The organism is Blastococcus sp. HT6-4, assembly GCF_039679125.1.
Classification (GTDB): Bacteria; Actinomycetota; Actinomycetes; order Mycobacteriales; family Geodermatophilaceae; genus Blastococcus; species Blastococcus montanus.
In genome coordinates this window covers 2,174,983-2,200,767 of the sequence record NZ_CP155551.1, presented here as the reverse complement: position 1 = coordinate 2,200,767, position 25,785 = coordinate 2,174,983, and the positions used below count along the sequence as shown (strand labels likewise).

At 74.4% G+C, this 25,785-nt stretch carries 23 protein-coding genes and 1 pseudogene; 14 read left to right on the top strand and 10 right to left on the bottom strand.

The window, feature by feature from the left end:
- Nucleotides 1–34 precede the first annotated feature (34 nt).
- Nucleotides 35–1,363 carry a threonine/serine exporter family protein gene (locus tag ABDB74_RS10650; RefSeq protein WP_346618414.1) on the top strand — a complete coding sequence of 443 codons (1,329 nt, stop codon included), beginning with the start codon at nt 35–37 and terminating at the stop codon, nt 1,361–1,363.
- Nucleotides 1,364–1,387: 24 nt separating this feature from the next.
- Here the strand turns inward: ABDB74_RS10650 and ABDB74_RS10645 are convergent, their stop codons facing one another.
- Nucleotides 1,388–2,674, bottom strand: coding sequence for a D-arabinono-1,4-lactone oxidase (locus tag ABDB74_RS10645; RefSeq protein ID WP_346623872.1), 1,287 nt, complete (start codon nt 2,672–2,674; stop codon nt 1,388–1,390).
- 128 nt (nt 2,675–2,802) lie between these two features.
- On the opposite strand from ABDB74_RS10645, the gene ABDB74_RS10640 reads away from it, so the two are divergent.
- Complete coding sequence (locus ABDB74_RS10640) at nt 2,803–3,636, top strand: SMP-30/gluconolactonase/LRE family protein (RefSeq protein WP_346618412.1); 834 nt, start codon at nt 2,803–2,805, stop codon at nt 3,634–3,636.
- A 37-nt stretch (nt 3,637–3,673) separates the two neighbouring features.
- On the opposite strand, the gene ABDB74_RS10635 is transcribed toward ABDB74_RS10640, so the two are convergent.
- The gene (locus ABDB74_RS10635; protein WP_346618410.1) at nt 3,674–4,534 is read right to left on the bottom strand and encodes a YihY/virulence factor BrkB family protein; all 861 of its coding nucleotides are present in this window, start codon (nt 4,532–4,534) and stop codon (nt 3,674–3,676) included.
- Between the two features lie 259 nt (nt 4,535–4,793).
- Between ABDB74_RS10635 and ABDB74_RS10630 the strand changes: the two genes are divergently transcribed.
- Both ABDB74_RS10630 and ABDB74_RS10625 read left to right on the top strand, forming a co-directional pair.
- Complete coding sequence (locus ABDB74_RS10630) at nt 4,794–5,054, top strand: hypothetical protein (RefSeq protein WP_346618409.1); 261 nt, start codon at nt 4,794–4,796, stop codon at nt 5,052–5,054.
- Nucleotides 5,055–5,217: 163 nt separating this feature from the next.
- On the top strand, nt 5,218–6,084 hold the full coding sequence (locus ABDB74_RS10625; protein WP_346618408.1) for an SRPBCC family protein: 867 nt from the start codon (nt 5,218–5,220) through the stop codon (nt 6,082–6,084).
- Between the two features lie 270 nt (nt 6,085–6,354).
- Here the strand turns inward: ABDB74_RS10625 and ABDB74_RS10620 are convergent, their stop codons facing one another.
- The 3 genes and pseudogenes from ABDB74_RS10620 to ABDB74_RS20695 all read right to left on the bottom strand — a co-directional run.
- Entirely contained in the window at nt 6,355–7,869 is a 1,515-nt protein-coding gene (locus ABDB74_RS10620) for an aldehyde dehydrogenase (NADP(+)) (protein WP_346618407.1), read from the bottom strand.
- Nucleotides 7,870–7,935: 66 nt separating this feature from the next.
- The gene (locus ABDB74_RS10615; RefSeq protein ID WP_346618405.1) at nt 7,936–8,130 is read right to left on the bottom strand and encodes a hypothetical protein; all 195 of its coding nucleotides are present in this window, start codon (nt 8,128–8,130) and stop codon (nt 7,936–7,938) included.
- A 97-nt stretch (nt 8,131–8,227) separates the two neighbouring features.
- A pseudogene (locus tag ABDB74_RS20695) lies at nt 8,228–8,383 on the bottom strand (NAD(P)H-binding protein); the annotation flags it as partial.
- A gap of 249 nt (nt 8,384–8,632) precedes the next feature.
- On the opposite strand from ABDB74_RS20695, the gene ABDB74_RS10610 reads away from it, so the two are divergent.
- Together ABDB74_RS10610 and glpK are read left to right on the top strand one after the other, a co-directional pair.
- Nucleotides 8,633–9,790: a polysaccharide deacetylase family protein gene (locus ABDB74_RS10610; RefSeq protein ID WP_346618404.1), complete on the top strand. Its 1,158-nt coding sequence runs from the start codon at nt 8,633–8,635 to the stop codon at nt 9,788–9,790.
- A 371-nt stretch (nt 9,791–10,161) separates the two neighbouring features.
- Nucleotides 10,162–11,721, top strand: a complete 1,560-nt coding sequence (glpK, locus tag ABDB74_RS10605; RefSeq protein ID WP_346618403.1) for a glycerol kinase GlpK — start codon at nt 10,162–10,164, stop codon at nt 11,719–11,721.
- 9 nt (nt 11,722–11,730) lie between these two features.
- Here the strand turns inward: glpK and ABDB74_RS10600 are convergent, their stop codons facing one another.
- Nucleotides 11,731–13,647 (bottom strand): FAD-binding monooxygenase, encoded by a 1,917-nt coding sequence (locus ABDB74_RS10600; protein ID WP_346618401.1) that lies wholly within the window; start codon nt 13,645–13,647, stop codon nt 11,731–11,733.
- An 83-nt stretch (nt 13,648–13,730) separates the two neighbouring features.
- Here ABDB74_RS10600 and ABDB74_RS10595 point away from each other — a divergent pair, with 83 nt between their 5' ends.
- The 4 genes from ABDB74_RS10595 (at nt 13,731) to ABDB74_RS10580 (ending at nt 16,780) form a co-directional block, all read left to right on the top strand.
- Nucleotides 13,731–14,471 (top strand): IclR family transcriptional regulator C-terminal domain-containing protein, encoded by a 741-nt coding sequence (locus ABDB74_RS10595; RefSeq protein WP_346618400.1) that lies wholly within the window; start codon nt 13,731–13,733, stop codon nt 14,469–14,471.
- Nucleotides 14,472–14,527: 56 nt separating this feature from the next.
- Nucleotides 14,528–14,977: a helix-turn-helix transcriptional regulator gene (locus ABDB74_RS10590; protein WP_346618398.1), complete on the top strand. Its 450-nt coding sequence runs from the start codon at nt 14,528–14,530 to the stop codon at nt 14,975–14,977.
- A 5-nt stretch (nt 14,978–14,982) separates the two neighbouring features.
- On the top strand, nt 14,983–15,393 hold the full coding sequence (locus ABDB74_RS10585; RefSeq protein WP_346618397.1) for a VOC family protein: 411 nt from the start codon (nt 14,983–14,985) through the stop codon (nt 15,391–15,393).
- 118 nt (nt 15,394–15,511) lie between these two features.
- The gene (locus ABDB74_RS10580) at nt 15,512–16,780 is read left to right on the top strand and encodes a cytochrome P450 (RefSeq protein ID WP_346618395.1); all 1,269 of its coding nucleotides are present in this window, start codon (nt 15,512–15,514) and stop codon (nt 16,778–16,780) included.
- Here ABDB74_RS10580 and ABDB74_RS10575 read toward each other — a convergent pair.
- Genes ABDB74_RS10575 through ABDB74_RS10565 form a run of 3 tightly spaced genes read right to left on the bottom strand, consistent with a single transcriptional unit; the run spans nt 16,770 to nt 21,411 of the window.
- Nucleotides 16,770–17,798 (bottom strand): NAD-dependent epimerase/dehydratase family protein, encoded by a 1,029-nt coding sequence (locus ABDB74_RS10575; protein WP_346618393.1) that lies wholly within the window; start codon nt 17,796–17,798, stop codon nt 16,770–16,772. The genes ABDB74_RS10580 and ABDB74_RS10575 overlap by 11 nt on opposite strands.
- On the bottom strand, nt 17,795–20,389 hold the full coding sequence (locus ABDB74_RS10570) for an alpha/beta fold hydrolase (protein ID WP_346618391.1): 2,595 nt from the start codon (nt 20,387–20,389) through the stop codon (nt 17,795–17,797). The genes ABDB74_RS10575 and ABDB74_RS10570 overlap by 4 nt, the downstream gene beginning before the upstream one ends.
- A complete protein-coding gene (locus ABDB74_RS10565) occupies nt 20,386–21,411 on the bottom strand; it encodes a 3-oxoacyl-ACP synthase III (protein WP_346618390.1) in 1,026 nt (341 codons plus the stop codon). The genes ABDB74_RS10570 and ABDB74_RS10565 overlap by 4 nt, the downstream gene beginning before the upstream one ends.
- A 408-nt stretch (nt 21,412–21,819) precedes the next feature.
- Here ABDB74_RS10565 and ABDB74_RS10560 point away from each other — a divergent pair, with 408 nt between their 5' ends.
- The 3 genes from ABDB74_RS10560 (at nt 21,820) to ABDB74_RS10550 (ending at nt 24,508) form a co-directional block, all read left to right on the top strand.
- Complete coding sequence (locus ABDB74_RS10560; protein WP_346618389.1) at nt 21,820–22,425, top strand: DUF4383 domain-containing protein; 606 nt, start codon at nt 21,820–21,822, stop codon at nt 22,423–22,425.
- A gap of 150 nt (nt 22,426–22,575) precedes the next feature.
- A complete protein-coding gene (locus ABDB74_RS10555; RefSeq protein ID WP_346618388.1) occupies nt 22,576–23,445 on the top strand; it encodes a patatin-like phospholipase family protein in 870 nt (289 codons plus the stop codon).
- A 1-nt stretch (nt 23,446) separates the two neighbouring features.
- Entirely contained in the window at nt 23,447–24,508 is a 1,062-nt protein-coding gene (locus tag ABDB74_RS10550; protein ID WP_346618387.1) for a lysophospholipid acyltransferase family protein, read from the top strand.
- A 48-nt stretch (nt 24,509–24,556) separates the two neighbouring features.
- On the opposite strand, the gene wrbA is transcribed toward ABDB74_RS10550, so the two are convergent.
- Complete coding sequence (gene wrbA, locus ABDB74_RS10545; RefSeq protein ID WP_346618386.1) at nt 24,557–25,159, bottom strand: NAD(P)H:quinone oxidoreductase; 603 nt, start codon at nt 25,157–25,159, stop codon at nt 24,557–24,559.
- Nucleotides 25,160–25,392: 233 nt separating this feature from the next.
- Here wrbA and ABDB74_RS10540 point away from each other — a divergent pair, with 233 nt between their 5' ends.
- Nucleotides 25,393–25,728: a hypothetical protein gene (locus ABDB74_RS10540; protein WP_346618384.1), complete on the top strand. Its 336-nt coding sequence runs from the start codon at nt 25,393–25,395 to the stop codon at nt 25,726–25,728.
- The last annotated feature ends 57 nt before the right edge of the window (nt 25,729–25,785 follow it).

Below are 25,785 nucleotides of genomic sequence, written 5' to 3'. Positions count from 1 at the left end.
ACCCCGACGATCGACGAACAGGTGAGGAGCAACGGTGGTCGCAGGTCGCCGTCGCGGGGGGCGACGACGGGACCCGGCCGGACCTCCGGAGCCGGTCCACCTCCCCGAACCCGAGGAGCGCGAGGCCTACCGCATCCTGGACTTCGCGCTCCGGGCCGGCGAGGTGCTCCTCTCGGGGGGTGCGGCGGCCTCCGACGTGACGGCGGCGACGATCGCGCTCGCTCGCGCGTGCGGTCTGCGGGGCCTGGTCAGCGAGGTCACCTTCACCTCGATCACGATGTCCTACCTGCGGGCGCCCGACGTCGCCCCGGTCACCAGCGTCCGCCTCGTCCAGGAGCGGAACCCCGACTACACCCGGGTGACCGAGATCCACAACCTGGTGGACGACGTGGTGAGCCGGCGCATCGGCCTCGCCGAGGCGGTTGCCCGCCTGGAGGCGATCGAGAGCCGGCGCCCCGCGTACCGGCGGTGGGCCATCACCGGCTTCCGCGCGCTGCTGGGCGCCGGCTTCGCCGTCCTGATCGGCGCCGGCCTCCTGGTGACGGTCATCGCCTTCGTCACCACCGTGCTGGTCGACCGCACGACCGGGGCCCTGGTCGCCCGCCGGCTGCCCGACTTCTACGCCAACGTGGTGGGGGCGGCGATCGCCACCGCGGTGGCCATGGCCGTCACGGTGGCCGACCTCGGGGTGCGCCCGTCCCTGATCGTGGCGAGCGGCATCGTCCTGCTCCTGCCCGGGGTCACGCTGGTCGGCGCGGTCCAGGACGCGATCAACGGCTTCGTGCTGACGGCCAGCGCCCGGGCGTTCGAGGTGTTCATCCTCACCGCGGGGATCGTGAGCGGCGTGGCGGCCGTCCTCTCGGTCGCCGACCGGGCGGGGGTCGCCCTCGCGGTCGCCCAGGCGCCGGCCGGCAGGCTGGGTGAGGTGCCCGTGCAGCTCGTCGCCGCGGTGATCGCGGCGGCGGCCGCGGCGGCGGCGAACTACGCCCCGCGGCGCACCCTCCCGGCCGCCGGCCTGGCCGGCGCGCTGGGCTGGGGAGCCTTCCGCGGCCTCGGCGAACTGGGGCTCGATCCCGCCCTGTCCACCGGTGCGGCGGCGGTGCTGGTCGGGGCCGGCGCCTACCTGCTGGCCCACCGGCAGAAGGCCTCGCCGCTGATCTACATCGCGGCCGGGATCATCCCGCTGCTCCCGGGCCTCCTCATCTACCGCGGGATGCTGTTCCTGGCGGCCGGGGACACCGGGACCGGGCTGGTCCTGCTCAGCCAGGCGACCACGATCGGGCTGGCGCTGGCGGCAGGGGTCATCCTCGGGGAGTTCCTGGCCCGTCCGGCACCCGGTGGCGCGGGCCGGCGGCGCCGCTGACCGGGCGGGGGCCGGGCGCCCCGGTCACCCGAACGCCGCGACCGTCCGGTCCAGGAAGTCGTTGCGGAACGCGCCGCGCGCATCGAAGCGGCGGACCAGCGCCCGGAAGTCCGGCATCCGCGGGTACGCCCGCTCGAGCTCGTCGGCCCCGGTCGTGAAGAGCTTGCCCCAGTGCGGCCGCGCGCCGTACGGGCGCAGCGCCGCCTCGATCTCCGGGAGCAGCGCGCGCACCCCGGCCTCGTCGGGGAGCCAGGTGAAGTGCAGCGCCAGGACGTCGGCGTCGTGGGCCGGGCTCAGCCACAGGTCGTCGGCCGCCACGGTGCGCAGCTCGCTGATCTGCAGCAGCGGAGCGATCCGGGGCGCGAGGGAGCGCAGCGCGGCGCACGCCTCGGCGACGTGCCGGCGCGGGACGAAGTACTCGGTCTGCAGCTCGTCGCCGTTGCTGGGCGTGAACCCGGTGCGGAAGTGCGGGAGCCGCTCGTGCCACTCGCCCGGGACGCCCAGCTGCTCGGTGAGGTTCTCGACCGGGGTGTCCTTCAGCATGTGGGTCGGCACCGTGGCCGCACGGGCGCCGAAGAAGTCCTCCGGGGCGACGTCGGGCTCGTCCGTGCGCGACTTGACCCACACCTGGCTCACCTCGTGCCAGTCGGTGAAGACGCTGACGCTGTAGGCCGCGTCCGTCACGGCCTGGAAGTCGGTGACGAGCCGGTCCCAGGTCAGGCCGGTGTAGACGGTGTTGCGCACCTGGAAGGCCGGCTGGAACCGCAGGCCGATCCGGGTGACGACGCCGAGCGCGCCGAGGTGGACGACGGCGCCGGCGAAGTCCGGGTCCCCGTGCAGGAGGGTGACGACCTCGCCGTCGGACCGGACCAGGTCCAGACCCACCACCGAGGTGCTGAGCGAGCCGTTGCGGTTGCCGGATCCGTGGGTCCCGGTGGCGGTGGCCCCCGCGACGGTGATGTGCGGCAGCGAGGCGAGGTTGTGCAGCGCGCAGCCGTGCTCCGCCAGGCGGGGGACCAGGTGGCTGTAGGGCATCCCGCCGGGGACCCACACCACGCCGCCGTCCCCGCCGGGGGACCGCTCCACCTCCACGCCGGTGTCCAGCCCGTCGAGGAGCACGAGATCGCTGGTGGTGTCGGCGATGTCGTTGAAGCAGTGCCGCGAGCCGAGCGCCTTGACCCGGTCGCTGCCCGCCAGGACGTCCTGCAGCTCGGCGACGCTCGCGGGCCGGTGCAGCCGGGCCGCCCGGTAGGTGACGTTCCCCGCCCAGTTGGTCGCGGGCCGGATCGCCTCCGGGGCCATGGACACCATCTCCTGCACGCTCGCTCACGACCGACTCCGGACCGGAGCGGACGCCCAGCCTCTCATCAGCGGCCCACCGCCGTGCCGGCGAAGAGGGCGGTTCCCGCGCGGCGCGCGGCCCGGCTACGGTGCGGCCGGTGACCGCCCTGACGACCACCGTCCTCGCCGACGGCCTCGGTTTCCCCGAGGCACCCCGCTGGCACGGGGGCCGGCTGTGGTTCTCCGACTTCCACGATCGCGTGGTGCGGACGCTGGGGGCCGACGGCGGCCAGGAGGTGGCCGTGGAGCTGGACGACAGCCCGTCGGGGCTTGGTTGGCTGCCCGACGGCGACCTGCTGGTCGTCTCCATGGTCCGTCGGGCGCTGCTGCGGGTGGGGGAGCGCGGTCCCCAACTGCACGCCGACGTGTCCGGCTCGACCCGGTTCCGGGCCAACGACCTGGTCGTCGACGCGGCGGGCCGGGCGTACGTCAGCAGCTTCGGCTTCGACCTCGAGGGCGGCGCCGACCCGGAGCCAACGGCCCTGCTGCGCGTGGACCTCGACGGCTCGGTCCACGTGGCCGCCGAGGACGTCGTCTTCCCCAACGGCATGGTGCTGAGCCCGGACGGCCGCAGGCTCGTGGTCGCCGAGACCTATGCGGCCCGGCTGATCGTCTTCGACGTCGCCGGGGACGGCACGCTGTCGGGCCGGCGGGTCTTCGCCGAGCTCCCCGGGGTGGCCCCCGACGGGATCTGCCTCGACGCCGAGGGGCAGGTCTGGGTGGCCACCGCCCGCAGCCCCGAGGTCCTCCGCGTCCGCGAGGGCGGAGAGGTGACCGGCCGGGTCGCCGTGGGGAGCGGCTCGCTGTCCTACGCGTGCGCGCTCGGTGGCGCCGACGGCCGGAGCCTGTTCGTCTGCACCGCGCCGAGCTGGCGCCCGGGGCGGCGGGCCGGCCGGATCGAGGTCGCCCGGGTGGACGTCGGTAGCGCCTGACCGCCGGGGCCGGTCCGGGCGGGCGCCGCCGGCGTGGTCACGACCCCCGGGGATACGGCGGCGTGCTGTCGGCCACGACGGCGCCCCTGGAGCCCACGGGCCGATCCGGCCCGACGGTCGAGTCGCACTCCGTCTGCCGCTCGGTCTCCGCGTTGACCGCGGCCCCGAGGAACACCAGCGTGACCGTGGCCCACAGCCAGAACATGCTGATCGCGACACCGGCGAGCGAGCCGTAGGTGGACTGGTAGTTGCCCAGATTCTGGACGTAGGTGAAGAAGCCGAGGGTCACGGCCAGCCAGACGGCCGTGGCGAGGACCGATCCCGCCGTGATCCACCGCCACTGCGCGTGCCTGCGGTCGGGGGCGACGCGGTAGAGGACGGCGAGGCCTACGGCCATGAGGACCGCCAGGGCCACCCACGACCCCACCGACGCGGCAGTCTGCACGGGACCGGGAGCACCGACGAGCTCGGCCGCGGCCCGGCCCGCCACGGCGATCAGGGCGGCGAGCAGTAACGCCCCCCCGAGCACGAACACCAGCGCCAGCCCCGACCGGCGCAGCAGACCGCGCGTCTCGGTCTGGCGGTAGGCGAGGTTCACCCCGTCGATGAGGTAGGTCATCGCGGTCATCGCCGTCCACAGCGCGACGAGGAGACCGGTGAGCCCGCGCCAGGTCAGCACCTGCGCCGAGGCCGCGGTGATCGACGTGAGCTGGTCGATCACGATCGACTCGAGGTCGTCGGGAAGCGTGTCCGCGATGTCGGACAGCTGCCGGGTGGCGGTCTCCGGTGTGTTCACGAACCCGTAGATCGACAGCGCCGTCACCAGCACCGGGGCGACCGACAGGACGGCGAAGAACGCGACCCCGGCGGCCTGCACCATGAGACGGTCACCGAGCATCTCCCGGCCGACGCGCCGGAGCAGGGACCGCCAGCCGGCCGCGGATATCCCGCGCGGGGAGGTCGCGTCGTTCCTGCCGCTCCCGCCCCGGCGGCCTCGCGTGCCGGCCGACGGACGTTCGTCCCGGGCGACAGCCATGACCCATCCCACCTCCGGCGGCGCGGGGGCGCAATCCGTCCCGGGTCGTTGCCCCGCCCGGTCCCGGGGATCGCGCGCCGTCGGCTTGCTTCCGGCGCGGTGACGGCGGAGCCTCGAGCGCATGACGCGCGGCGGCACGACCTTCGGCACCGTGGTCCGGTGGGACGACGACGCGAGCGGCGCGGTGATCGAGGCCCCGGAGCTGCCGGGCGGCTGCTGGGCCGACGCGGCCGCGGTCGAGCAGAGCACCACCGGATCGGGAGAACTCCGGGCCGGTCAGGTCGTCGAGGTGGACTGGGCCGAGCCGGGGGCGGAGGGGCTGCCGTTCCGCGCGCTCCGCGTGGTCCCGCGCAACGACCTGCAGCAGACCGTCGGGGGCTGACCCGGTCGCCGCCGTCCCCGGGATCGTGGCGCTGGACGGGGTCGTCGAGGTCGGCGGACCCGTCCCCGTCCACCGGCGTAGCCCCCGAGCGCGGGCATGGAGCCATCCCAGCGGGGTAGCGGTGACGAGAGGTGTCCAGCACGGTCCAACGAGAGGACGAACGATGACCACCAAGGCAGAGAAGTCCATCCAGGTCGACGTACCGGTGTCCACGGCCTACAACCAGTGGACGCAGTTCGAGGACTTCCCGCACTTCATGGGCGGGGTCGAAGAGGTCCACCAGCACAGCGACCGGAGCCTGCACTGGGTCGCCCAGATCGCCGGCGTCAAGCGCGAGTGGGAGGCCGCGATCCTCGAGCAGGTCCCGGACCAGAAGATCGCCTGGGCCGCGAAGGAAGGCGCCACCAACGCCGGGGCGGTCCGGTTCACGCCGGTCGGCGCCAACTCCACGATGGTCCACCTGTCCCTGGAGTACGAGCCCGAGGGGCTGGTCGAGAAGGCCGGTGACAAGCTGGGCATCGTCGAGCGCCAGATCGAGTCCGACCTGAAGCGGTTCAAGTCGCTCGTCGAGAGCGAGGGCTACGCCACCGGTGGATGGCGCGGGACGATCAACGCGGGTCAGGACGTCGGTACGCCCGGGACGAACGCGGCCTTCACCTCCCGCGGCGACAGCGGCAAGGCCGGCGTCTCGGGCACGGTCAAGGCCGCCGGCGCTGCCGTTGCCGGCGTCGCGGCCGCAGCCGCCGGGGTCGCCGCCGCCTCCTCCAAGAGCAGCAGCAACGAGGACACGTCCCAGGGCAGCAGCACGGAGACGGCCCGGGTCGGCACGGGGCAGACGCACCAGACCTCGGGCCGGCCGGAGGAGGTCGTCACCGTCGTCCCGCCGCCCTCGACGGAGGGCACCCGGGAGGAGCGCGTGGTCGAGGAGTCCGACCGGGCCAGCACCACCACGGGTCGGTCCTCCGACAGCGTCGAGCGGGGAACGGTCGCACCCGACGACGACCGCAGCACCGGCGGCGCCAACCGCTGATCGAGATGCGGCCGGTGGAGGGGACGTCCGTCCCCTCCACCGACCGGCCCCGCCGCGGGAGCGGAGCCGACAGGTGACCCCGGCCGGGCTCGCGGTCCGGCACCGGCTCCATCCGCTGCACGGCACCCGGCCGAACCGGCATCGCGTGTCCCGAGGCCTCTGACGGACGTCGACACGAGGCGTCACGCAGGGCCTGCCCGCGGGGGGCGGGGCGTCGCGCCGGACCGGACCGCTCCGGCGCGTCGGACGGCGAGACGGGTCGCGGCCGGGTCAGCCGGGCAGGTGGAGCTGCCCGTCGATGCGCCGCGGGATGCCCCGGTAGTCGTCGGTGAGTTCCTCGGGGAGGACCTCCTGCGGGGCGTTCTGCCACGTGAAGGGCCGCAGGAAGCGGCGGATGGCCGACGTGCCGACCGACGTGTGCTGGGAGTTCGTCGACGGCCACGGGCCCCCGTGGTGCTGGGCCCACGTGACCGCGACACCTGTCGGGTAGGCGTCGAAGAGCAGGCGGCCGGCCCGGCAGCGCATCCGCTCGGAGACGGCCAAGGGCAGCGCCGTCTCACCCGTGCCGCGCAGCACGGTCGCGGTCAGGGAGGAGGGCATGCGGTCCAGCGCCACGAAGAGCTCCGACTCGGCCGCGTAGCGGACCACGACCGCGAGCGGACCGAAGTACTCCTCCGTGATCTCCGGTGAGAGGTCGGCGACCGACGTGGTCAGCAGCAGCGGGACCGCCTCGAACCCCTTGCCGGCCGGGTCACCGCCCCGTGCGGCCGTCCGGACACCCGGTCGGCCCGAGAGGCCGGCGGAGACGCGCGCGTAGGCGGTGGCGATCCCCTCGTTCAGCAGGATCTGTGCGGGGGCGTGCGCGACGGACTCCGCCATCGCGTCGACCACGGCGTCGCCGTCGGCACCGGCCGGGATCAGCACGAGCCCGGGCTTGGTGCAGAACTGGCCGGCGCCGAGGGTGAAGGAGCCGACCAGCCCGGCGGCGATGTCGGCGGCCCGTTCCCGCGCCGCCGACGGGGTGACCACGACCGGGTTCAGGCTGCTGAGCTCGCCGAAGAACGAGATCGGGTCCGGGCGCTGCTCGATGATGCGCAGCAAGGCGTGCCCGCCGGTGACCGAGCCGGTGAAGCCGACGGCCCGGATCGCCGGGTGCGCCACCAGCCCGGCGCCCGCCTGCTGGCCGTGCACGATGCCGAGCGTGCCCTCCGGGGCCCCGGACCCGCGTGCCGCCCGGGCCAGCACCTCGAAGCACAGCCGGGAGGTCGCCGGGTGCGACCCGTGAGCCTTGACCACGACCGGGCACCCGGCGGCGAGGGCCGAGGCGGTGTCACCGCCGGGCACGGAGAACGCCAGCGGGAAGTTGCTCGCGCCGAAGACGGCGACGGGGCCCAAGGGGACGAACATCCTGCGGAGGTCGGGCACGGGGCCCATCGGGCTGTCGCCGGGGTGGTCGACGGCCGCCTCGAGATAGCTCCCCTCCTCCAGCACGTCGCCGAAGAGCCGCAGCTGATAGCACGTCCGGGTCAGCTCGCCGTCGAGGCGGCCGGTACCGAGGGCGGTCTCCCGGTCGGCGACGGCGACGATGTCGTCGCGTTCGGCCTCCAGCCCATCGGCGAGGGCCCGCAGCAGCGCGGCCCGCCCGGTGCGGCCCATCCGGTCCAGGTGCGGCGCCGCGGCGAGTGCGGCCTCGGCGAGACGCGCGACCTCCTCGGGCGCCGTCTCCTGGGCCGCGACCCCGATGGGTTCCCCGGTGCGGGGCTCGATGCCGACGACGTCAACCATGCTGTCCTCCGGTGCGTGGGTCTGGTGTCGTGCGGACCGGCGTCATCGCCTTCCGCGGGCCTCGGGTCAGGACATCTTCTGGATCAGGAGCGTGAGGTCGGCGAGGTCGGCCTCGGTCAGGTTCGACAGGGGCGGGCGCACCGGGCCGCCGTCGCGGCCCACCGCGGTGAGCCCGGCCTTGACGATGGAGACCGCGTAGCCCTTGGTCCGGTCCCGGATGTCGAGGTAGGGGATGACGAAGTCGTTGAACATCCCGTACACGGCGGCCCGGTCCTGCGCGCGGACGGCGGCGTAGAACGTGAGCGCGAACTAGGGCGTCGGCGCCCGCGGTGGCGCGCAGGACCGCGTCGGGGTCGCGCTGATCACCCTCGACCACGTCCACCAGGGGACGGGTGGCCCGGTCGAGCCTGCTCACGTCGCGCAGCAGCAGGGTCGGCCGGTGGCCGGCCTGGAGCAGCAGTCGCACGACGCGCGAGCCGACGTGGCCGGTGGGAGTGGTGACGACGACGTTCATCCGTTCCTCCTCGTGCAGATGTGCGTGCCGATGGCCGCACCCGGAGTTCGTCACCCACCGGTGCGACGTCCGGACATGGTGGCCCGGCGTACCGACAGAACCCGTGCGCCGGAGCGGGCCCCGGACCTGCGCCGGGCTCCATGACGGTTTCGTGAAGGAAGTCCGCAGCACGCACCCATCGCCTTGGCCCGTGGCGACCACGCTGCGAACGTGCCACTGAACGTCGATTCCGATACCGAAGGGGAACGTATGACTCAGACCGGTACGACATCCACCGGCGGACGGCGACGGGTCCCGCGGCTGGGGACGGTGGTCGCGGCGATGGTGCTGCTCTCCACCGGTCAGGCCGTCACCGGTCCGGCCGCGACCGCGGCGGACTGCCCCGCCCCGGTCCGCACCGTCCTCGACACCACCCCGGCGACCGCTGACCACACGGTGGCGCTGACCTTCGACGACGGCCCCTTCCCGCAGAACACACCCGACGTGCTGGACGTGCTCCGGTCCCGGGGCGTCAAGGCCACCTTCTTCGTGCGGGGGGACCACGCCGCCGCCCACCCCGACCTCGTCCGGCGGATCGTCGCCGAGGGCCACGCCATCGGCAACCACACCTGGTCGCACCCGGACCTGAGCCAGCTGTCCCCGGCGGACCGGGTGGCACAGATCGAGCGGACGACGGGGACGATCGTCGACGCGACCGGCACGGCGCCCTGCTTCTTCCGGGGGCCGTTCGGCATCCACCACAGCCCGTCGATCGCCGGCCTGGCCTGGGACCGCGGCATGACGGTCGTCGACTGGTCGATCGACACCCGCGACTGGACGGCGCCGCCGAACTGGAGCCCGTCGTTCCAGCAGCAGATCATCGACCGCGCCACCTCGCCGCGCAGTACGCACCCCATCGTCCTGATGCACGACGGCGGCGGCTACCGGCAGAACACCGTCGCCGCACTGGACGACGTCATCTCGTTCTACGACTCCCGCGGGTACACCTTCACCGATCCGGTGGGGCGGGCGTTCCCGCGTGATGCGAGCCAGGGTGGCACCTACGTCGTGCAGCCGGGGGACACGCTGGGCCGGATCGCCTCCCGGTACGACGGCGTGAGCTGGCGCGAGATCTACGACGCCAACCGCGCCACCATCGGGCCGAACCCGAACGTCATCCAGGTCGGCCAGCGGCTCACCATCCCGGGGGCGGGCGGTGGCTCCGGTGGCGGTGGCGGTGGCACGCCGACGACGCCCGACGCCGGGTCGACCACGCACGTCGTGCAGCCGGGGGACACGCTGGGCCGGATCGCCTCCCGGTACGACGGCGTGAGCTGGCGCGAGATCTACGACGCCAACCGCGCCACCATCGGGCCGAACCCGAACCTCATCCAGGTCGGCCAGCGGTTCACCATCCCCGGCGGCTGAGCCGAGCGGGGCCGCCATCCGGCGCCGGGATGCCGATGTCGTCGCGGATGGGTCCGGCCGTGTGATCCACCAGGGTGCGCCGAGGCCCGAGGACGATCCGCCGAGCACCGGCGGTGGCCGACATGGCCGACGCACCGCACGTCGGCCATGTCCGCCACGTCGTGCTCGGGGCGGCGCTGCCCGGCGGGCCGACCGGCGCCGCGTGCGGCGACTTCTTCGCGGCGCGCCGCTCAGCGCACACCCGGGGGACCGTAACGTCGCCATCGAGGCCGACGGCCACCCATCGGCCCCCGCCGGCGGCGCCGCCGTGCGGGAGGACGGACGACGCGACGGACACGTCGTGGCCGGGACCGACGGAAGGAGCGCAACCGATGCCCGACTTCATCGGCGCAGTCGACCAGGGCACCACCAGCACCCGGTTCATGGTGTTCGACCACGGCGGTCAGGAGGTCGGCCGCTACCAGTTGGAGCACGAGCAGTTCATGCCGCAGGCGGGCTGGGTGGAGCACAACCCGGTGGAGATCTGGGAGCGCACCGAGACGGTCATCCGGACCGTGCTGAACCGGCTCGGCATCAGCGCTCCCGACCTCCGCGCGATGGGCATCACCAACCAGCGGGAGACCACCGTGGTCTGGAACCGGCGCACCGGCCGGCCGCTGTACAACGCGATCGTCTGGCAGGACACCCGTACCGACCGGATCGCCTCCCGCCTGGAGCGGGAGGGCAAGGGGGAGGTCATCCGGCACCGGGCGGGCCTGCCCCCGGCGACCTACTTCGCCGGCGGCAAGATCCAGTGGATCCTGGAGAACGTCGACGGGGTGCGCGCGCTCGCCGAGCGCGGCGACGCGCTGTTCGGCACGACCGACACGTGGCTGCTGTGGAACCTCACCGGCGGCACGGACGGCGGCGTCCACATCACCGACGTCACCAACGCCTCGCGCACCATGCTGATGGACCTGGAGACGCTCGACTGGGACGACGAGCTGCTCTCCTTCTTCGGCATCCCGCGCCAGATGCTCCCCGAGATCAGGCCCTCCTCCGACCCGCAGGGCTACGGCACCAGCCGCACGGCCGGGCCGCTCGGCGGCGAGGTGCTGCTGTGCGCCGCCCTCGGCGACCAGCAGGCGGCCACGGTGGGCCAGGTCTGCTTCGAGCCGGGCGAGGCGAAGAACACCTACGGGACCGGCAACTTCCTGCTGCTCAACACCGGCACCGAACTGGTGCGCTCGCAGGCCGGCCTGATCACCACCGTCTGCTACCGGTTCGGCGACGAGCCGGTCCGCTACGCGCTCGAGGGTTCCATCGCGGTCACCGGGTCGGCGGTGCAGTGGCTGCGCGACCAGCTCGGCATCATCCGCGACGCCGCGCACAGCGAGGTGCTCGCCCGCGAGGTCCCCGACAACGGGGGTGTCTACTTCGTGCCGGCCTTCTCCGGGCTGTTCGCGCCCTACTGGCGCTCCGACGCCCGCGGCGCGATCGTCGGGCTGTCCCGGTTCAACACCCGCGGCCATCTCTGCCGGGCCACGCTGGAGTCCATCTGCTACCAGAGCCGCGACGTCGCCGAGGCCATGGAGAAGGACTCCGGGGTGCACCTCGACGTCCTCAAGGTCGACGGCGGCGTCACCGCGAACGAGCTGTGCATGCAGATGCAGGCGGACATCCTGGGCGTCCCGGTCAGCCGGCCGGTGGTCGCCGAGACCACCGCGCTCGGCGCGGCGTACGCAGCCGGACTGGCCTGCGGGTTCTGGACGAACACCGACGAGCTCCGGGCCAACTGGGCCGAGGACCGCCGGTGGGAACCGCAGTGGGACGACGCGCAGCGCGCCGTGGGGCACGCCGGGTGGCGCAAGGCCGTCGAGCGGACCCTGGACTGGGTCGACGTCGACGACGACGCAGCGCCCTCGGGCGCAGGCGTGACCGGCGGCCCGTGACCGCGGGCACTACCGGGCGTCGAGCAGGACCCCGGCGAGGAGGTCCGTCAGCTCCCGGTGCGCGTCCAGCGCGAGCACCGCCGCGACGTACTGGTCCGGCCGGACGAGCACCATGCAGCCCTGCTCGCGGTCGATGCCCCGCAGCGCGAACACGTCTCCGGCCGCTGGGTCGGGGCAGAAGGCCTTCTCGTAGTCGACCAGCCCCAGCCGGCCCTTGCGCGGCAGCAGGACCGGGGGCAGCTCGTCGACGGTCAGGTCCCGGTGCCCCTGCTGGAAGACGGCGCGGACGTCGATCACGGAGTCGGGGTCGGCGCGGGGCGGGGTGAACCGGACCAGTGGGGACCCCTCCGACGCCAGGACGTCGCACAGCGCGCGGGCCCGCGAGCCGGGAGCAGCCGGGCTGTCCGCGTCGGCGAAGACGTAGAGCCGCCAGGCGCCGTCCGCGCGGGCGGCGTGCCCGAGCTGGACCGGCTTGGCGTCGGCCAGCCGGATGACCGGCGCGGAGTGGAACCGCATCCCGACCGGGAAGCCCTCCGCCAGGTGCTGGTGCCCGGTCCCATAGGTGATCATCGACGGCGCGTACCGGGTGGCGACGCCGGCGGTGAACCGGCCCTGCTGCACGAAGTACCGCTGGAACTCCTCCGGGTCCACGCCCCCGGCGGTGGTGTCGCCGTCGGCGGGCGCGGCGCTGAACATGCGGGCGAACTCGCGGTCGAAGTCGATGAGCTCCTGGGCGATCGCCCGGCGCTCGGCGGAGTAGGTGTTCAGCAGCTCCGGCCGGGCGGTGCCCCGCAGGACGGCGGCGAGCTTCCACCCGAGGTTCCAGGCGTCGGCCATGGAGACGTTCATGCCCTGGCCGGCCTTCGCGCTGTGCGTGTGGCAGGCGTCGCCGGCGATGAAGACGTGCGGCAGCCGGTCGGTCTCCCCGGGCGGCAGGTCGTCGAACCTCGCGCACAGCCGCTGGCCGATCTCGTAGACCGACCACCAGCCGACGTCCTTCACGTCGAGGGTGTACGGCGCCATGATGCGGTTGGCCACCGCGGCCAGCTTCTCCGGTGTCACGTCCCGGCTCTCGAGCATCTCCCGGTCGTGGACCGCGTCGAGCTCGATGTAGAGGCGCACCATGTACCCGCCCTCGCGCGGGATGATCAGGATGTTGCCCTGGTTGGCCGAGTGGATCGCGCACTTGAGCCGGATGTCGGGGAAGTCGGTCACGGCCAGCACGTCCATCACGCCCCACGACTGGTTCATGGGGTCGCCGACCAGCTCCTGGCCGATGGCGCCGCGGATCGCGCTGCGGGCGCCGTCGCAGCCGACGACGTACGTGGCCCGGATCGTCGAGGTCCCGCCGGTCTCGACCCCGCCCCGCACGTGCCGCAGGGTGACCGTCACCGGCTGCTCGCCCCCGGGGTCGACCCGGACGTCGGCGGCCTGCAGGCCGTGGAACGGCTCGAGCCGGGACGCCGACCGCGCCATGTGGTCGCGCAGCCAGGCCAGCATCCGGGCCTGGTTGACGATGACGTGCGGGAACTCCGACAGGCCGTCCTCGACGTCCTGCACCCGGCCGGTGCGGGTGATCCGGGTCCGGTCGGCCGGGTCCGGCCGCCAGAAGGAGACCTCGTTGACCCAGTAGGCCTCGGCGACCAGCTGGTCGGCCAGCCCGAACGCCTCGAACATCTCCACCGTCCGGCAGGCGACGCCGTCGGCCTGGCCCACGGCGAGCGGGCCGTCGCGGCGGTCGACGATCGCCGTCCGGATGTCGGGGAAGGCGGCCAGCTGCGCGGCCAGCACCATGCCGGCCGGCCCGCAGCCGACGATCAGGACGTCGACCTCCTCGGGCAGGCCGCGCGGCCGGTCGGCCACCGACGGGTGCGCGTCCTCGACCAGGGGGTCCCCGGGCCGGTATCCGTCCAGGTGGAACTGCACGACTCAACTCCCTCGGCGACCGCCGGCGGCGGCACCGTCCCACGGTCCCGCACCTTCCGCAGCGCGGGATAGGCTTTTCTGGTGTGAGGAACAAGCCGGCCTACGCGATCGGATCCGTGGACTCCGCGCTGCTGCTCGCGACGCTGCTCCAGCAGGAGGGCGCGATGCGGGTGACCGACGTAGCGACGCGGCTGGAGGTCTCGGTCTCGACGGCCCACCGGCTGCTGGGGATGCTGGTCTACCGCGATTTCGCCGAGCAGCTCCCGGACCGCCGGTACGGCCCCGGGCCGGTCCTGGGCGCCGGCCCGGTGCAGCGGGCGTCGGCCGCCACGCTGCGCGAGGCCGCCCTGCCGCACCTGCGCAGGCTGGCCGGGGCGGTGGGCGAGACGGCCAACGTCATGGTGCTGACCGGCTCGGTCGTCCGGTTCGTCGCGACGGCCGAGAGCGACCAGGTGCTGCGGGTCGGTGACCGCACCGGCCGGACCCTCCCGGCCCACCTGAGCTCGGGCGGCAAGGCGGTGCTGGCGACGCTGGACGGCGATCGGCGCGCCGTCGTCCTCGACGCCCTGGACGGAGCCGCGGCGGCCCGCCTGCAACGGGAGCTGGACACGGTCCGGCGCCGGGGGTTCGCGGTCAACGACCAGGGCACCGAGGCGGGGCTGACGGCGGTGGGGGTCGCCGTCCCACCGGCCGGCGGGTTCGACGGGGCCGCGCTGTCGGTGGCCGCGCCGTCCGTGCGGTACTCCGCGGACCGCGTGCCGTACTGGGTGTCGCACCTGGCCGAGGCGGCCGCGGCCGTCGCCCGCGAGCTCGACGCGGCCTGACCGGCCGACCGCCGCGGACCCTTGTGCGGATCCGGCGCATCCCTACGATCGTGCACGTGGCCGGCCGACCCGTCTCCGGGCAGCACCTGTCCGACCTCGTGCTGCTGCGCCGGGTGCGCGACCGGATCGACCGGGAGTACGCGCAGCCGCTGGACGTCGAGGCGCTCGCCCGCGGAGCGCACATGTCGGCCGGGCACCTGAGCCGGACCTTCCGGCGGGCGTACGGGGAGTCGCCGTACGCCTACCTCATGACCCGGCGGATCGAGCGCGCGATGACGCTGCTGCGCCGGGGCGACCTCAGCGTGACCGAGATCTGCTTCGCGGTCGGCTACGGCTCGCTCGGGACGTTCAGCACCCGCTTCACCGAGCTGGTCGGCATGCCCCCCAGCGTCTACCGGCAGCGGGTGGCCGAGGGGCTCCCGGGGATCCCGCCGTGCATCGCCAAGCAGGTGACCAGACCGGTCAGGAATCGAGAAGCCCAGGTCCCGGAGCCGCACCTAGCGTGATCGGCATGAGCCTGATCATCCACTACACGTTCCTCCCGCACACCGACCCGGAGGCCTCGCTGGCCTTCTACCGGGACGTCCTCGGCTTCGAGGTCCGCAAGGACGTCGGCTACGAAGACATGCGCTGGATCACGGTCGGTCCGAAGGACCAGCCGCAGACGTCGATCGTCCTGCACCCGCCGGCCGCCGACCCCACCATCACCGACGACGAACGCCGCACCATCCTCGAGCTGATCGCCAAGGGCAACTACACCGCGGTCACGCTGGCCAGCGACGACCTGGACGCCGAGTTCACCCGGATCGAGGCCGCCGGCGCCGAGGTCCTGCAGGAGCCGACGGACCAGGACTACGGCGTGCGCGACTGCGCCTTCCGCGACCCGTCGGGAAACCTGATCCGCATCAACCAGCTGGCCTAGCGTCCGGGGCGCTCGGGCACCGGCCCCGGCCGGCCGCAGAGCTGCGTGGTCGGGGTGGGCACGGTTACGGTGCTTGCCGGGTGAAACCAACGCCTGCTCAGACGGGAAGAGGCCTTGCATGATCCCGACCCTCCGCACCCCCGACAGCAGCCTGGCCCTCCTGCGTGAGGGCTACACCTTCATCTCCAGCCGCTGCGATCGGCTGGGGACCGACGCCTTCCGCACCCGGTTGCTGCTCGAGCCGGCGGTCTGCGTGCGCGGCGCCGAAGCCGCGCGGATCTTCTACAGCGGCGAGCGGTTCACCCGGACCGACGCGTTCCCGCCGTCCATCCTCCACCTGCTGCAGGACCTGGGGAGCGTGCAGGCGCTGGACGGGGGCGCCCACCGGCACCGGAAGGACATGTTCCTCACCGTTTTGCAGGGCACGGGGAGCGAACGGATCACCGACCTGTTCGCCGAGGAGTGGCGAGCCGCGGTGCCGCGGTGGCAGCGTGCCGGTCGCGTCGTCCTGCACGACGCCGTCCGGGACGTGCTCACCCGCACGGCGCTGCGCTGGGCGGGCGTGCCGGCGACCGAGCGTGACGTCCGCCGCCGCACCCGGGAGCTGGCGGTGATGGTCGATCGGGCCGGCACCATCGGCCCGCCCAACTGGTGGGCCCGGCTGCTGCGCAACCGGTCGGAGCTGTGGGCGCGCGGGCTGGTGGCACAGGTGCGGGCCGGTGCGCTGCAGGTGCCCGAGGACAGCGCCCTGGCGGTGATCGCGCGGCACCGGGACACCGAGGGAGAGCTGCTCACGGTGCCCGCTGCCGGGGTCGAGCTGCTCAACGTGCTGCGCCCGACCGTGGCGGTCAGCCGGTTCGTCGTCTTCGCCGCGCTGGCCCTGCTCCAGCAGCCGCGGTGGCACCGGACGTTCGCTGCCGGAGACGAGGACGACCTGTTCGGGTTCGTCGACGAAGTCCGCCGGCTGTTCCCGTTCTTCCCGCTCGTCGGCGGCCGGGTCCGGCGGCCGTTCACCTGGGCCGGGTACGACTTCCCGGTGGGGGAGCGGGTGCTGCTCGACCTCTACGGCACCAACCACGACGAGCGGGTGTGGACAGATCCGGAGGTCTTCCGACCGGAACGCTTCCGCGACTGGCCCGGTGACCCGTACACCCTGGTGCCGCAGGGCGCCGGTGACTACCGCGACGACCACCGCTGCCCGGGCGAGCCGATGACCCGGCTGCTGATCGCGGAGTCCGTCCGGCTGCTCACGCGGTCGATGAGCTACCGGGTCGGTGTCCAGGACCTCAGCGTCGGCCTCACCCGGCTGCCCACCCTCCCGCGGGACGGTTTCGTGATCCACGACGTCCGGCCGGGCGTCCCGGCCGAGGCGTCGATCACCGGCTGACGGGCACCTGCCGGACGCCGACGGTGCCCGCCCCCTGATCCGTCCCCTCGGCCGCGCCGGCGTACCAGGCGGCCAGCCGGGCGAAGCCCTCGTCGAGGCCGACCTCCGGCCGCCAGCCGAGCGCTGCCCGGGTCCGCCGCTGGTCGAACCAGTGCGCGGTCGTCAGCTGCTCGGTGAGGAACCGGGTCAGGGGAGGGGTCGCGCGCCGGCCGGTCGCGGCCCAGACGCCGTCCACCACCGCGCCGGCCAGCCAGGCCGCGGGGGTCGGCACCCGACCCCGCGGTCCGGGCGCGCCCGCGGCAGCGCACAGCCGCCGCAGGATCTCGGCGACCGTGCGCGGCTCGCCGTTGGAGACCACCAGTGCCTCCCCGTGCACGGGGCCGCACGCGTCGACGGCGGCCACGAGGGCGGCAGCAGCGTTGTCGACGTAGGTCGTGTCGATGAGCGCGGCGCCCGAGCCGATGAGCGGCAGGCGACCACGCCGGGCGCGCCCGACGATCCGCGCCACGAGCTGCTCGTCGCCGGGCCCCCACACCAGGTGGGGGCGCACGGCGAGCACCGCGAGCCCCGCCGAGTCCGCGGCGAGGGCTTCCTGCTCGGCCACCGCCTTGGACCGCGAGTAGTGCCCGCGCGCCCGCGCCGGGTCGGCGGGATCGGCCCCGGCGGCGACCAGCGGGGAACCGGCGTGCGAGACCGACGGGGACGACACGTGCACCAGCCGCGCGACGCCCCCGGCGGCACAGGCGGCGACGACGTTCCTCGTCCCCTGGATGTTGGCTCGGGCGTACTCCGCCCACCTGCCGGTGACGTCGACCTTCGCGGCGAGGTGGACGACCGCGTCCTGCCCCTCGGCCGCCCGGGCCACCACGGAGGGCTCGGCGACGTCCCCGAGCACCTCGGCGCAGGGCAGGCCGGCGGGACGGCGCTGCAGGACCGTCACCTCGTCGCCCCGCGCCAGCAGGCGCCGGGCGGCGACCCGGCCCAGCATCCCGCTCGCGCCGGTGACCAGGACCTTCACGGCGTGCTGCCGCGCCGCGCACCCCACCGGACCGGCGTGCCGGAGAGGACACGGGCCGCCCGGCGGGACAGCGCCGCCCGGTCCACCTTCGACTGGTGCCGGATGTCGACCGGCAGCGTGGTGGCCCCGAGGACGGCGGCGAGGTCGATCCCCGCCGCGTCGCGGACCCGGTCGGCGAGCTCGGGAGGAGCCACGGTGAGCCGGCCGGCGCGGGGTGCACGGCGCGGGGCACGGCCCGCGGGCACGACGACGGCCACGGCCACCTGGGCGCCTGGCGGGCCGACGCCGACGACCGCCGCGGCGGAGACGGCGTCCAGGTCCTCGATCCGGAGCTCCGGGCCGACCGGGGTCACCGGGCCGTCCGGGGTGGTGATCACGTGCGCCAGCCGGCCCTCGATCCAGAGCCGTCCCTCGCCGTCCAGGTGCCCGACGTCCCCGGTGCGGTGCCATCCCGGGTCGCGGGCGGCGGCACGCTCGGTGGCCCACAGGGCGTCGTAGCGGTCCTTCACGTGCGGGGCGCGCACGCACACCTCGCCGGGAACCCCGGGAGCGCTCGTGAGCCGGCCGTCGGCGGCGCCCAGCGGGGAGAGCGGGCTGATCCGGACCTCGACGCCGGGCACCGGGCGGCCGACGCAGACGCCGTCGCCCGGACCGGCGGCCTCGACCTCGTCCAGGGAGACGTCGGTGACCGGGAGCGCCTCCGTCATGCCGTAGGGCGTGTGCGGCTCGGCCCCCGGGAAGGTGTCACCGAGCCTGCGCAGGAGCGGGGTCGGTACGGGCGCTCCCGCGGACATGAGCAGCCGCACCCGGCTCAGCGCCGACCGCTGCTCCCCGGTCATCTCCGCGGTGGTGGCGGCCACGCGGCGCAGGGCGGCCGGCGCTGCGAACACCACCGTGGCGTCCACCGCGGCCGCGGCGTCGGCCAGCTTCGCGGCGGTGAGCGTGCCGGGCGCCGTGACGTCGATGTCGGGGACGGACGAGGCGATGCCGAGCCCCGGGCCGAGGATGGAGAAGGGTGCGAACGCGGCCACCAGCGAGTCACCGGGCGTGAGGCCGTAGGCCGTCCGGACCAGCTCGAGCTGCGCACCGACCTGGCGCTGCGTGTAGACCACGCCCTTCGCCGGGCCGGTGGCCCCGGAGGTGAAGACGACCGCGCAGTCGGCGTCCGGCGGGGCCTCCGCCGGGGCGGACGACGCCCGGCCGAGCACCTCCAGCGAGGCCAGGTCGTGCTCGGCCCCGAGGGCCCGGCGGAGCCGCGCCGTCGCCGGCCCGGCCAGGATGCGCGTCCCGGGCAGGCCCATCGCCCGTGCGGCGGCCAGACCCGCGGTGCTGCCGAGGACGTGGTCCGGCGCCGCGCCGCGCAACGCCCGGCGCATGCCGCGGAGGCCGAGGCCCTTGTCGGCGACGACGATGACGGCTCCGGCGCGCCAGGTGGCGTAGACCGCTGCCGTCAGGTCGGCCGAGGGCTCCACCAGGAGCGCCACCCGGTCTCCCGGACGGACGCCGGCCGCGGCCAGGCCGGCGGCGAGATCGGAGACCCGGCGGGCCAGTCGCGCCCAGGTGACCGAGCCCCCGCCCGCCTCCACGACCGCCGGGGAGTCGTCCTCCGAGCGGGCGGCCAGGGCCGCCCACGGCCGGGCCGGCGGCTCCGCCGACGTCCCGCCCCGGGCCGGGGCGGGAGCGTCGGGCGCGGCGAACGTGTCGGTCACCCACGTGGCCACCGCCTCGGCGTACTGCGGTGCGTCCTCCGGGAGCAGGTGGGAGGCGCCCTCGTAGCGGTGCACCTCTGCCCGGGGCAGCCGCTCGCGCAGGTCGGCCAGGTACTTCGCACCGAAGACCGGGTCCCGGGGCCCCCACAGGAGGAGCGCGGGGACGTCCAGCGTGCGGATGCCCTCCGCGATCGCCTCCTGCGCCGGACGGGAGGGGTGGCCCGGCCGGAAGGGGATGTCGGCGACGAACTCGCCCACGGCCCGGCGCCGTGCGGCCGACGGGTAGGGCTGCGCGTACGCCCGGCGGATCTCCCGGGGGAGCGGCGGCCACGACAGCGCCGTCGCCCCGCGGACGAACACGGAACTGCCGACGGTGACGGCGGCGCGCAGGCCCGGCGCGTGCGCCAGCCGGATCAGTGCGGGCCCCAGATCACCCTCGGGCATGGCGACGGCGGTGTTCGTGAGGACCACGCCCCGCACGACCGGCCGGTGCTCGAGCGCCCAGCCGAGGGAGATGATGCCGCCCCAGTCGTGGGCCACCGTCACGACCGGTCCGCTGATGCCCAGCGCGGCGGTGAGGTCTCCGAGATCGGTCACCCGCTGGGCCAGGGTCCGCGGCGCGGCCGGCCGTTCGGACCAGCCCATGCCCAGCTGGTCGGGAGCGACGACGCGCCACCCCGGCGGTGCGGCGGCGACCAGGCGGCGCCACAGGTAGGACCAGGTCGGGTTGCCGTGGACGCAGAGCAGGGTGCCGACCGCGTCGGGGACCCCGTTGTCGAGCACGTGCCAGAGGTGCTTCTCGCCGTCGGCACCGGGAACGGTGATCCACCGCGACCAGGACGGGTCCAGTCCCGGCAGCTCGACCGGCGCGCCCGCCGTCACCAGGCGATCTCGAGGCAGCAGGCGTTGAGGCCGGAGCCGATCCCCATCAGCAGCACCCGGTCGCCGTCGGTGAGGGTGTCCGCCTGGCTCGCCAGGGTGAACGGCACCGACGCGGGACCGAGGTTGCCGCGGGTCGGGAAGGTCGTGGGCACCAGAGCCCGGTCGATGCCGAACCGGTCGCACAGCGCGCCGGTGTGCACCTTGGAGACCTGGTGGATGACGTAGCGGTCCATTCCCCGCGCCCAGTCGAACTCGGCCGCGGCGTCCGCCCAGAGCTCACCGGACAGGTCGAGGCCGGCGGCGAGGAGGCCCTTGAGGTCGGTCTGCATCCCGTCGTTGTCGCCGGTGCAGAGCTGGTGGTGCTCGGTACCGGCCCGGCTCACGGACCCGACCAGCCGGTGGCCCTCGGGGTGCCGGTCGGCCCGGCCCAGGACCATGGCCACCGCGCCGGAGCCGAGGGTGAGGGTCGCGAAGTGGCCCATCACGTCCTTGGCCACGGTGTCCGGCCGGTTGAGCAGGTCGATGGTGCGCTCCTGCACGGGCCTCGAGTCCTCGCCGTTGACGACCAGGGCGTACTCGACCATCCCGACGTCGATCATCGCCGCGGCCAGCTCCATGCCGTTGATGAAGCCCAGGCAGGCGTTGGTCACGTCGAAGTTCTGGCAGGAACTCGGCAGCCCGAGGGCGTCGTGCACCGCGACGGCCGTCGACGGCTCGAGGTGCTTGCGGCTGACCGACGTGTTGACCATCAGGCCGATGTGCGCCGGGTCGACCCCGCTCTCGCTGATCGCCTTGGCGCCCGCGGTGGCGGCGCCGTCGGTGAACGAGACCCCGTCGGCCCACCAGCGGCGCTCCTCGATGCCCGCGAGCCGCTGCAGCAGACCCGGGCGCAGCCCGACGCGCTGGTAGGTGTCGCCCAGCTGTTCGTCGAACGCGGCCGACGTGACGATCTGGGACGCGTCCACCGTCTGCACGGTGAGGATCGCGGTGTTGCTGAATCGGTGTGTGGCGTTGCCGGTCATCAGGTCCACTCGTGAGGTGCGGCGGGCGGCCGCCGTCCTCGTGCGCCACCCTCGTCCGGCGCGCTTACCCGTCGGGGCGACAGGTACACCGGGCCGTCGGACCGAGGATTCCAGAGTGACGCGATCGGGGGAGCGGCGGCCGCCTGTCGTGGCACGAGGAGACCGTGCGGTATGGCCCTCGCCCGGCGGACCAGGAGCTCCCGAATCCGCGCCGCCGGGCACTCTGCCCGCGCCCCGGTCGTTGACCGGAGGTAGCCGCAGTACGGAGCACGGAGGCCACCAGTCACCTCGGTAGCGAGGAGGAACGTCCCGATGACCCGGAGAAGCGATCCACAACGGACCACCACGGCGGCGTCGTCGCCGGAGGGCCGGCGAGCCGTACGGAGCCGGGTGCTGATGGTGCACCGCGTGGGAGCCGCCGTCGTGGGCGCGTTCCTGCTGCTGTTCGCGGTGCTCGGTCTCGCCCGCGGGCTGCCGTTCTTCTCGACCAGCGGGGAGTCGGTGCTGGGCCTGTCGACCAACGGCCTGCTGTCCACCATCTCCGTGGTCGTCGGCCTCGTGCTCATCGGGGCCGCGCTGATCGGGGCGCGCGTGGCGTCGACCGTCATGATCGTCGTCGGGGTGCTGTTCGTGCTCTCGGCGCTGGGCAACCTCGCGGTGCTGCGCACCGACTACAACGTCCTGGCCTTCGACTTCAGCAACGTGGTCTTCTCCGTCGTGGTCGGCCTGGGCCTGTTGCTGCTCGGCGCCTACGGCCGGGTGAGCGGCAACCTGCCGGAGGAGAGCCCCTACCGGTCGTCCGCACCCGACGACCACGAGCCGTCGCGGACCGAGGAACTGCCCCGAACTCCCCGGGAGGCCGAGGCCGAGGAGGCGATGAAGGAGGCCGAACGGGCGGTCGCCCAGCACGTCGCGACCGACGAGCAGCGTCGCCGGGTGGAGGCCATGTCGAACGTCCGGCGCAGGCCGGACCGCCGGCGGGTCTGGATGGAGTTCGACTCCGGGGCGCGCTGACCCAGGGGCGCCGGCAGGCGGGGTAGCTGCGCCACCGCGGGCCGCGGCCTGGTCGAGGACTTCGCACGCTGGGAGGCCGACGACGCCGGGCCGCTGCGCGCCGGTGGAGGCGGGGCTGCCCGGTCCCGCCGCGGATGGCACGATGCCGCCATGACCTCGCCAGAGGTGCCTGCCGGGCCGGGCGGCACGGCCTTCGTCCTCGGTGGCGGGGGAGTGCTCGGTGCCGCCGAGGTGGGGATGCTGCAGGCACTCTTCGAGCACGGCGTCCGGCCCGATCTCGTCGTCGGCACGTCGGTGGGGGCGATCAACGGAGCGCTCGTCGCCGCCGACCCGGCGCCGAGCGCGGTGGGCCGGCTGCGCGCCGTCTGGGAGGAGCTGGCCTCGCGGCAGATCTTCGCCGGATCGGTGCTGTCCCGGATGAACACCCTGGCGCGCACCCGCACGCACCTGCACCCGCGCGAGCCGCTGCGCGACCTGCTGGCTGCGCACCTGCCGGTGCAGACGTTCGCCGAGCTGCGGGTCCCGTTCCAGTGCGTCGCGGCCAGCATCGAGCGCGCCGCCGAGCGCTGGTTCAGCGACGGCTCGCTGGTCGACGCCGTCCTCGCCTCCTGCGCCGTCCCCGGGCTGCTGCCGGCGGTCGAGCTCGACGGGGAGCACTACCTGGACGGCGGGCTGGTGCACAGCATCCCGGTCGGCCGGGCGGTCGCGCTCGGTGCCCGGACGATCTACGTGCTGCACGTCGGCCGGATCGACCGCCCGCTGCGCCCGCCGACCCGGCCCTGGGAGGTCGCGACGGTCGCCTTCGAGATCGCCCGCCGCCACCGGTTCGCCGCCGACCTGGCCGCGCTCCCCCCGGATGTCACGGTGCACGTCCTGCCCTCGGGGGATCCGGCCCCGTCGGGCGCGGCGAACCTGCGGTACCGCGACTTCTCCGGCGTCTCCGCGCGGATCGACAAGGCCCACGCCGCGGCCCGCGGCTACCTGGAGCGGGCCGGCGCGCCGTCCGGCGCGGAGGCCTGAGGTGCTGCCCCCGCGCCGCGTCCGGCGGATCAGCGGTCCGGTCGTCATCGGCGCCCTGGTGGCTGCGGTCGCCCTGCTGCCCGTGCTCGTGCCGGTGGCTGCGGTCGCCTCGGTGTTCCTCCCGGGGCGGTGGCGCGCACTGCGGCTGCTGTGCTTCGCCCTGGTGTACCTCGCGCTGGAGGTGGTCGGCCTGGTGGTCGCCGGGGTGCTGTGGGCACTGAGCGCGTTCGGCTGCCGACTGGACACCCCGCGGTGGCGGGCGGCCCACTACACCGTCCTGCGGCTGCTCCTGGACGCCCTGATGCGGGCGGCGCAGCGGGTGTTCGCGCTGCGGCTGGTCACCGACGGCACGTCCTGGTCGCCGCTCGACGACGGGGTGCCGGGCTCGACGAACGCCATGGTGGTGCTCTCCCGCCACGCCGGGCCGGGCGATTCGTTCCTGCTCGTGGACACGCTCATGAACCGGGACCACCTGCGCCGGCCGCGGATCGTGCTCAAGGACCTGCTGCAGCTGGACCCGTTGCTGGACGTCTACCTCAACCGGCTGCCGAACCACTTCGTCGCGGCCGATCCGGCGGTGGGGTACAGCTCCACGGAGGCGATCGCCGACCTGGCCCGCGACCTGGGCGAGGAGGACGCGCTGCTGATCTTCCCCGAGGGCGCGAACTTCACCCCGCAGCGCCGGTTCCGGGCGATCCAGCGGCTGCGCGACCGGTCGCTGGTGGCGGCGGTGCGCCGGGCCGAGGCGTTGCAGCACCTGCTGCCACCCCGCCCGGCCGGGGTCACCGCGGCGTTGCGGGCGGCCCCGCACGCCGACGTCGTCTTCGTCGCGCACACCGGGCTGGAGCACCTGAGCACGGTCCGGGACCTGTGGCGTGACCTGCCGATGGACAAGACCCTGCACCTGCGCTGGTGGTTCGTGCCGGCCGCCGAGGTGCCGCGGGACGACACCGAGCTGACGGACTGGCTGTACCGGTGGTGGGCGACGATCGACGCCTGGGTCAGTGCGACGTCGGCCGCGGAGCAGCCGGCCCGGGGGGGCCGCCGGGCCGCCGACGGCTGACCCGGCCGGTCCCGGGGACGCTCGCGGAGCGGCCCCGGGACCACCAGCTCAGGCGACGAGCTTCGCGGTCACCTCGGCGAGACGACGGCCCTGGTAGCGGGCAGCGGCGAGTTCGGCCGCGCCGGCCGTCGCCGACTTCCCTCCGGAGGCGTTGGAGACGCCGTAGGGGTTGCCGCCGGCCTCGAACAGCAGGGGGTCGGTGTAGCCGGGCGGCACGATGACGGCACCGAAGTGCGAGAACACGTTGAAGAAGGTCAGGATCGTCGACTCGTTGCCGCCGTGCGTGTTCTGCGCGCTGGTGAACGCGGTCGCACCCTTGTTCGCGAGCTTGCCGGAGAACCACAGGCCGCCGAGCTGGTCGATGAACTGCTTCATCTGCGCGGCGGGGGTGCCGAACCGCGTGGGGCTGCCCAGGGCGTAGCCGTCGGCCCACTCCATGTCGGCGGGGGTGGCGACCTCGACCTCGTCGGCGGTGGCGTCGACGTGCGCGCGCCACAGCGGGTTCGAGTCGATGGCCTCCTCGGGCGCGAGCTCGGGCACCCGGCGGAGGCGGACCTCGGCGCCGGCCTCCTCGGCCCCCTTCGCGAGCGCGGCGGCGAGCTGGTGGACGTTGCCGGTGGACGAGTAGTAGATGACGGCGATCTTGGGCACGGTTCTCCCTGGGGCTGGTGGACGGCGATCAGGCCGGTCGGTGATCGACGTAAATCATTGAGCGCTCAACTACAGACTCGATGGTACAGCGCCCCCGCCACTGCGGCGACCGGGAACGTGGCCGGGGCGGGCGGTCCACCGCCACGGCGACGCGGCGCCGGGCACCGAGGGGTTCCCGGCGCCTCCCGTCGGGTCCACCATGTGGACGGCGCCGGAAGCCTCGAGGAGGCGTGATGAGCACCGAGAACGGATCCCCGCACGCGACGGAAGGCCGTCGGACGCGGCGGGACGTGGACCCCCTGCAGATGACCGAGGCCGACAAGCGGATGGCCGAGTGGGAGGCGCGCCACGACGTGGCGGCCCGCGGTCACCGGGGGGCACCCGACGTCCTGCAGCACTACTTCGCGCACGAGCGGGTCGCCCATCCGCCCCGGCCACGCCCGGCCGCGGTGCACCACCCGGCCGCGGGTAGCCCCGTGCCCGACGCACGGCAGGCCACGCCGGTGGTCGCGGATCCGCCGCAGCGGCCCCGAGGGCTGCTGCGCCGACTGCTCCACCGCGCCCCGTAGCCCCGGAGAGGGAGCCGGAGCCACCGGCGCGACCCCGTGCGACCGCCGGAGGTCCCC

Excerpts from the sequence above, each read along its gene's own strand:
- ABDB74_RS10645 (WP_346623872.1), bottom strand. The coding sequence starts at position 2,674 with ATGGTGTCCATGGCCCCGGAGGCGATCCGGCCCGCGACCAACTGGGCG.
- ABDB74_RS10635 (WP_346618410.1), bottom strand. The coding sequence starts at position 4,534 with ATGCTCGGTGACCGTCTCATGGTGCAGGCCGCCGGGGTCGCGTTCTTC.
- ABDB74_RS10630 (WP_346618409.1), top strand. The coding sequence starts at position 4,794 with ATGACGCGCGGCGGCACGACCTTCGGCACCGTGGTCCGGTGGGACGAC.
- ABDB74_RS10625 (WP_346618408.1), top strand. The coding sequence starts at position 5,218 with ATGACCACCAAGGCAGAGAAGTCCATCCAGGTCGACGTACCGGTGTCC.
- ABDB74_RS10620 (WP_346618407.1), bottom strand. The coding sequence starts at position 7,869 with ATGGTTGACGTCGTCGGCATCGAGCCCCGCACCGGGGAACCCATCGGG.
- ABDB74_RS10610 (WP_346618404.1), top strand. The coding sequence starts at position 8,633 with ATGACTCAGACCGGTACGACATCCACCGGCGGACGGCGACGGGTCCCG.
- glpK (WP_346618403.1), top strand. The coding sequence starts at position 10,162 with ATGCCCGACTTCATCGGCGCAGTCGACCAGGGCACCACCAGCACCCGG.
- ABDB74_RS10585 (WP_346618397.1), top strand. The coding sequence starts at position 14,983 with ATGAGCCTGATCATCCACTACACGTTCCTCCCGCACACCGACCCGGAG.
- ABDB74_RS10580 (WP_346618395.1), top strand. The coding sequence starts at position 15,512 with ATGATCCCGACCCTCCGCACCCCCGACAGCAGCCTGGCCCTCCTGCGT.
- ABDB74_RS10565 (WP_346618390.1), bottom strand. The coding sequence starts at position 21,411 with ATGACCGGCAACGCCACACACCGATTCAGCAACACCGCGATCCTCACC.
- ABDB74_RS10555 (WP_346618388.1), top strand. The coding sequence starts at position 22,576 with ATGACCTCGCCAGAGGTGCCTGCCGGGCCGGGCGGCACGGCCTTCGTC.
- ABDB74_RS10540 (WP_346618384.1), top strand. The coding sequence starts at position 25,393 with ATGAGCACCGAGAACGGATCCCCGCACGCGACGGAAGGCCGTCGGACG.